We start from the raw sequence: 5,631 nt of genomic DNA on the forward strand, positions 1-5,631 counted from the left end.
GGATCTCCTGCATCTTCTTCTCGATGGCCTTGAGATCCTCGGGCGTGAACGGCTTCTCGACGTCGAAGTCGTAGTAGAAGCCGTCCTTGACCGGCGGGCCGATGCCGAGCTTGGCCTCGGGGAACAGCTCCTGCACGGCCTGGGCCATGACGTGCGCGGTGGAGTGGCGCAGGATGTTGAGGCCGTCCTCGGAGGAGATCTCGACGGGCTCGACCTCCTCGCCGTCCTTGATCTCGTACGCGAGGTCCTTCAGCTCTCCGGCCACGCGGGCGGCGACGACCGTGCGCTCGCCGGCGAAGAGGTCGGCGGCCGTAGTGCCCGTCGTCACCACGCGCTCTTCCCGCTCGGAATCGCGTTGGATGATCACACGGACGTCTGACACCGGTCTCTCCTGACTGAAGGTGGATGCACGGCCTGGCACAGCACGCGCACCAGGAATCGTACCGAGCCGGAGCGACCACTCGCGAAACGGTTTGCGGGGCCGGGCGTCAGTCCTCCTCGTCCCCCGCTTCCCCGAAGAAGTCCAGGTTCTCCTGGAGCGACTTCATCAGCCGGTCCCGCTCCGCGTCGTCGACCGGCACGGGGGTCACGCCGGAGGCGTCGGTCAGCCGCCGGAATCCGCCCCGGCTCTCCAGCCGGCCGATCAGCCGGATCGGCAGTCCGACCAGATGGGCGTGGCCGGCCGTGCGGTAGGAGTCCTCGTCCAGCGCCACCCGCACGTGCGGCACCTCGGCCCCGGCCAGCACCCGCAGCCGTACGGTGCCCTGGCCCCGTGGTCCCGAGCGGCGCATGCGGACGACGGTGCCGGTGATCCGCACCGGGACGGACGGCTCGTCCTGGAGGTAGCGGGCACCCGCCTCGCGCAGGGCGGGCAGGTCCCCCGCCGAGAACTCCACCGGCTCCATGCGGGCGGCGCAGCCCTGGGGCACTCCGGCGGCCGGGGACCAGGCGAGCGTGATGCGCGCTCCCTCCGAGCCGCGCACGAGCGCGATCACGGCCTCGGTCAGCTCGCGGCTGACGCCTGCCTGCACGGCGGTGTCGAACGCCTCCATGCCCCCCGCGGCCCGCCGGTAGTCGATGGCCTCGCGGGTGGCCTGGAGCGCATGGGCGAGCCGGACGGCGACCGCGCGGCCGGACTGTACAGGGACGAAGGCGGTGAGGGAACGGCCGCCGGGCGCCGGGCCCACGAGGACGCCTTCGAGCAGGGCCTGCGCCTGCCTGCGGTGACGGGCGCCGTAGTAGCCGGCGCGGCCCCGTACGGCGAGGGCGCCGGCCAGCAGCATCTGGCGGGCGGCCGAGCGCAGCTGTTCCTGCGCGGTCCACGAGACGGTGCCGGACGGCCCCTGCGGGATGTCGCGCCACCAGCGGATCTCGTCGCTGGGAACGGTGAGCCCGACGAGAACGTCGCGGGCCGAGGGGGCGGCACTGCGGGCGAGTGCGGTGAGCGCTTCGCCGATGAGGTCCTCGCAGTCGGGGAAGGCGCGGCTCTCGGGCACGAGCAGGCTGGTGCCGCCGGCGACGGGGCCGGGCGGTGTCCAGCGCGTGTAGCGCCCGGCGGCCCCGCCGCGGCGCCGCCAGCCGTGACGGTCGAGGAGGGCGCCGAGGACGGCGGGGTCGATCTGGGCGGGGTCCGGCTCCGCGGTGGCGCCCCAGGGGGCGGGCGGGCCGGCCGTGGGGTGGCTGCCGGGCTGCGGGAATCGGTGGAGGTGCTCGTCGAAGGGCCGGTGCGTCAAGGTCTTCCTCCCGCCCCGACGCGCGCCATGATCTCGCAGAGCGCGCTGTCGTCGAAGATCCGCGTGGTCGGGATCCGCACGGTGGTCCGGCGCCTGCCCGTCACCGGGTGGCCGGCCAGATTGGTCCAGTAGCAGCAGTGCCTGAGGTCGAGCCGGTCGTGGCCGGCGCGCAGCCACTCGTCCTGGGTGCGGGGGACGAGCATGACGACCAGGATCTTGTGCACCGAGACCGGTGTGCGGGCGAGCTTCACCAGATGGTCGTTGTCGAGGGTGAAGGAGAACGCGGGTCCCGGTGGGTGGGGCGGGATCTGGTAGGTGCACTTGAGCTGCACCTTGATGGTCACTTCGTCGTCGACCGTGTGCCGGGCCGAGCTGTGGCTGACGTGCCAGTCGATGCCGTTGTCCGGGAACGGCTGGGACAGTGAGCAGCCGGCCGCGGCGGCGACCGCGTGCAGATAGCCCACCTGGAGTGTCTCCATGCAGGCGGTGGTGGCGAGCGCTCCGCGCAGTGGAACGGTCCGCTGGGGCTGGGGGCACCTCCCGCTTGCGGGGGACAGCCCTCCCGATTCGGGCTGGGCGAGCGCCATGGCAATTTCCTTCCCCGTCACCTGTGTTGTCACCGCGCGGCGTACGGCGCAAACAGCCCGGGTATCACCGATTCGGGCAGGGCCCTTCGCCCATCTGCCAGGCACGTGCGAGGAGTTCGGGGATGACGCACTGGTTCGACGGCCCGCTGGCCGCATTTGACACGGAGACAACCGGAGTGGACGTCGAGGCGGACCGGATCGTGTCGGCCGCGGTGGTCGTCCAGGACACGCCCGGCGGACGGCCTCGCATCACGCGGTGGTTGGTGAATCCGGGCATCCCGGTGCCGCCGGCCGCCACGGAGGTGCACGGCCTGACGGACGATCACCTCCAGCGCAACGGGCGCTGGCCGGCGCCGGTGATGGAGGAGATAGCGAGGTCGCTGGCTGATCAGTGCGCGGCGTCGCGCCCGCTGGTGGTGATGAACGCGCCGTTCGATCTGACCATCCTGGACCGGGAGTTGCGCCGTCACCGGGCCTCGTCGCTGGCGCGCTACCTGGAGAACGTACCGCTGTGCGTGCTGGATCCGCGGGTGCTGGACAAGCATCTGGACCGCTATCGCAAGGGGCGGCGGACGCTCACCGATCTGTGCGCGCAGTACGACGTGGCGCTGGAGGGGGCGCACGACGCCGCGGCCGACGCGCTGGCGGCGATGGAGGTCGTACGGGCGGTGGGGCGCCGTTTCGCGTCGCGGCTGGAGCGGTTGTCCGCCGCGGAGCTGCACACGTTGCAGGCGGTGTGGCACGCGGCGCAGGCGCGGGGGCTGCAGGCGTGGTTCGCGCGCAGCGGTGTCCCCGAGCCGGTCGATCCGGCGTGGCCGCTGCGCCCGGACCTGCCCGCGGCGGCGTGACGGTCGGCGGCACGAACGCGTGAGGCCGGTCCGCCTGCTGACGGACCGGCCCCTCCCGGTGGGCGATACTGGGTTCGAACCAGTGACCTCTTCGGTGTGAACGAAGCGCTCTCCCACTGAGCTAATCGCCCGGGAACGCACTGAACCATACAGGGCGTCGCCGCCTTCCTTCAAACCGCTTCGAGGTAGGCGGCCAGACCGCGCCGTCCACCGCGCATCATCAGCGCGTGGTTGGCCCGAAAGACCGGGCGGCACGGCACGGCGAGGCGCCTCATCAGCGGCTTGTGCACCTCGACCTCCTGCTCGAACACGGCCCGCGTTCCCCCGCCGTGCTCCTTCACGGTCCAGCGCGACCAGCCCGCGAGGTCTCCGTCCAGCGCGATCTCCAGCACGCCGGCCGCCGGGTCCCGGCGGCCGGCGTGCGCGGTGACGCGGAGGTCGTACGGGAGGAAGGAGCGGAAGCGGACGGTGCCGGAATCCTCGTCCCTGAGCTCGACGGCGCGCACCTGCGGCCACCACCGCGGGTACTCCTCGGCCCGCTCCAGGACGCGGTAGACGGCCTCCGGGGCGGCGGGCAGGTCCCAGACGCTGCGGAAGCGGTAGCGGCACCAGTCCATGGCCCCAGTCTGGCCCGGTTGCGACCGCCGCGGGCGTACTCACGGCGGATCTGAGTATCCGCGCCCATGTCCGGACCTTGTGGTGCGCGCCACACTTCCGGCCATGGAGAACGTTCCGACCCCCGCCGAGGAACTGGCGATCCTCGACCGCGAGCTGCGTCAACTGGACGCGCGCCGGGCGCAGTTGCTGGCCCGGCGCAGCTGGCTGCTGGCCGCCCTGCGGCCGCCGGTCACCGCGTCCGCACCGCCGTCCTTCCCGCCGTCGGGTTCCTGGCCGGCCGGTCCGCGGCCGCACGCCGAGGCGTCCCCACCGAGCGTGCAGAACGTGCTGCTGACGCTCGGGGGCATCCTGCTTGCCGTCGCGGCGATCGCGTTCACGCTGGTCAGCTGGGGCCACATGGGCATCGGCGGCCGCTCGGCGGTGCTCGGCGCGGTCACGCTGGCGGCCCTGGGCACGCCGGCGGTCCTGCTGCGCCGCGGTCTCGTCTCGACGGCCGAGTCCGTGGGCGTTCTGGGGCTGGTGCTGATGGTGCTGGACGCGTACGCGGTGCACCGGGTCGCCCTGGCGGGCACCGACGGACTGGCGTACGCGGCCGGGGTGTCGGCGGTTCTGGCGGGGCTCTGGTCCGCGTACGGCCTGGCCCTGCCGCGGCTGCGCGCCCCGCTGCCGACGGCGCTCGTGACGGCTCAGTTGCCGCTGCCGCTGTGGGCACTGGCCGGTGGTCCGGCCGCGCCCCCGATGGAGTGGGCGCTGCTGCTGACCGCAGCGGCGGACGTCGCGGTGGCGCTGTGGGGGCGGCCGGCGGTGGTGCGCGGGTTCGCCTGGGCGACCGCCTCGGTCACGGGCGGTCTGGCGATGCTGACCGGCCTGTGGCTCTCCCTGGCCGCCGGCTCGCCCGGGGAGGCTGCCGGTCCGGCGGCCCTGCTGCTCGCGGCCTCGGCGGTGGCGCTGTTCGCGGCGTGGCGTTCGCCGGCCGCCGCGCCGGGCGCGTCGGTGGTCGCCGGTCTGGCGGCGGTCGCGGCCGCCGGCGGGCTGATCCGTACGGCGGTCCCGCAGGGGTGGGCGGTAGTGGGCTACCTCCTCAGCGCGACAGCGCTCCTCGCGGTCGTCCGCACGTCGCTGCCCGACCGCGTGCGGCAGTCTCTCGCCCGGTCGGCGGGTGCCGTGCAGGCTGCGGCCGCGGTGACGGCGCTGCCTGCGGTGCTCGTGTCGCTCGCGGGCCCGGCCACGCGGGTCGGGGACATCTGGTCGACGGCACCGGCGGGCACGCGGGAGGCGCTGTCCCTGGACGTGCCGCTCTCCGTTCTCCCGGCTGCCCCGCTGGTCCTCGCGGTCCTCGCGGCGACGGCGGCGCTGGTGGCGCGCCGCCTTCCGGCCGACGACAGCGCGTCGCAGGCCGCTTCGGACCACGCGGCGGCCGGTGCCCCTCCGACGGCCGCCGACGGCCGCGGCAGCGCGCCGGGCGCCCTGCTCCGTCCCGCCGCGGCCTGCGGCTCCCTGGTCCTGTTCTGGGCCGCGCTGCTGGTCCTGCCCGTGGTCCTCGACGTGCCGTACGGCATCGCGGTCGGCTGGCAGCTGGTCCTCGCCGTGGCGCTTCTCGCCCTCGGCGCCGTACGGACCGCCCCGCTCGCGCACACCGCCCTGGCCTGCGGCCTGGCCGGCTCGGTGAGCGTGGCGCTGCTGTCCCTGGCGACGCGTCCGGCGACGTTCGTCGTGCTGGGCGTGCTGCCGGCGGCGCTCGCGGCCGCGGCGTTCCGGGCACGCGGCCCGGCGCAGCAGGTGGCCGCCTGCGCGGCGACCGTGTTCGCGACCGGCCTCGCCGGGGCCTGCGCGGCCGCCGCCGGG

Annotated in this window: 5 protein-coding genes, 1 tRNA gene and 1 pseudogene; 2 read left to right on the forward strand and 5 right to left on the reverse strand. The window is 74.3% G+C overall.

All coding sequences use genetic code 11. The features are described 5' to 3' along the window. The 3 genes and pseudogenes from thrS to HW130_RS31765 form a co-directional block, all read right to left on the reverse strand. Positions 1–382: pseudogene (gene thrS, locus HW130_RS31755) on the reverse strand (threonine--tRNA ligase); the annotation flags it as partial. Between the two features lie 106 nt (positions 383–488). Next, positions 489–1,733, reverse strand: coding sequence for a hypothetical protein (locus HW130_RS31760; RefSeq protein WP_177153231.1), 1,245 nt, complete (start codon positions 1,731–1,733; stop codon positions 489–491). Further along, positions 1,730–2,320 (reverse strand): DUF4365 domain-containing protein, encoded by a 591-nt coding sequence (locus HW130_RS31765; protein WP_177153232.1) that lies wholly within the window; start codon positions 2,318–2,320, stop codon positions 1,730–1,732. The genes HW130_RS31760 and HW130_RS31765 overlap by 4 nt, the downstream gene beginning before the upstream one ends. A gap of 122 nt (positions 2,321–2,442) precedes the next feature. Here HW130_RS31765 and HW130_RS31770 point away from each other — a divergent pair, with 122 nt between their 5' ends. After that, positions 2,443–3,168 (forward strand): 3'-5' exonuclease, encoded by a 726-nt coding sequence (locus HW130_RS31770; RefSeq protein WP_177153233.1) that lies wholly within the window; start codon positions 2,443–2,445, stop codon positions 3,166–3,168. A gap of 59 nt (positions 3,169–3,227) precedes the next feature. Here HW130_RS31770 and HW130_RS31775 read toward each other — a convergent pair. Together HW130_RS31775 and HW130_RS31780 are read right to left on the reverse strand one after the other, a co-directional pair. Beyond that, positions 3,228–3,299: transfer RNA gene (locus tag HW130_RS31775), tRNA-Val, on the reverse strand. A 39-nt stretch (positions 3,300–3,338) separates the two neighbouring features. Further along, positions 3,339–3,785, reverse strand: a complete 447-nt coding sequence (locus HW130_RS31780) for an SRPBCC family protein (protein WP_177153234.1) — start codon at positions 3,783–3,785, stop codon at positions 3,339–3,341. A gap of 103 nt (positions 3,786–3,888) precedes the next feature. Here HW130_RS31780 and HW130_RS31785 point away from each other — a divergent pair. Then, on the forward strand, positions 3,889–5,631 hold a 1,743-nt coding region (locus tag HW130_RS31785), incomplete at its 3' end, for a hypothetical protein (protein ID WP_177153235.1).

The sequence above is a fragment of the Streptomyces sp. PKU-EA00015 genome, assembly GCF_013387495.1.
Taxonomy (GTDB): Bacteria; Actinomycetota; Actinomycetes; order Streptomycetales; family Streptomycetaceae; genus Streptomyces.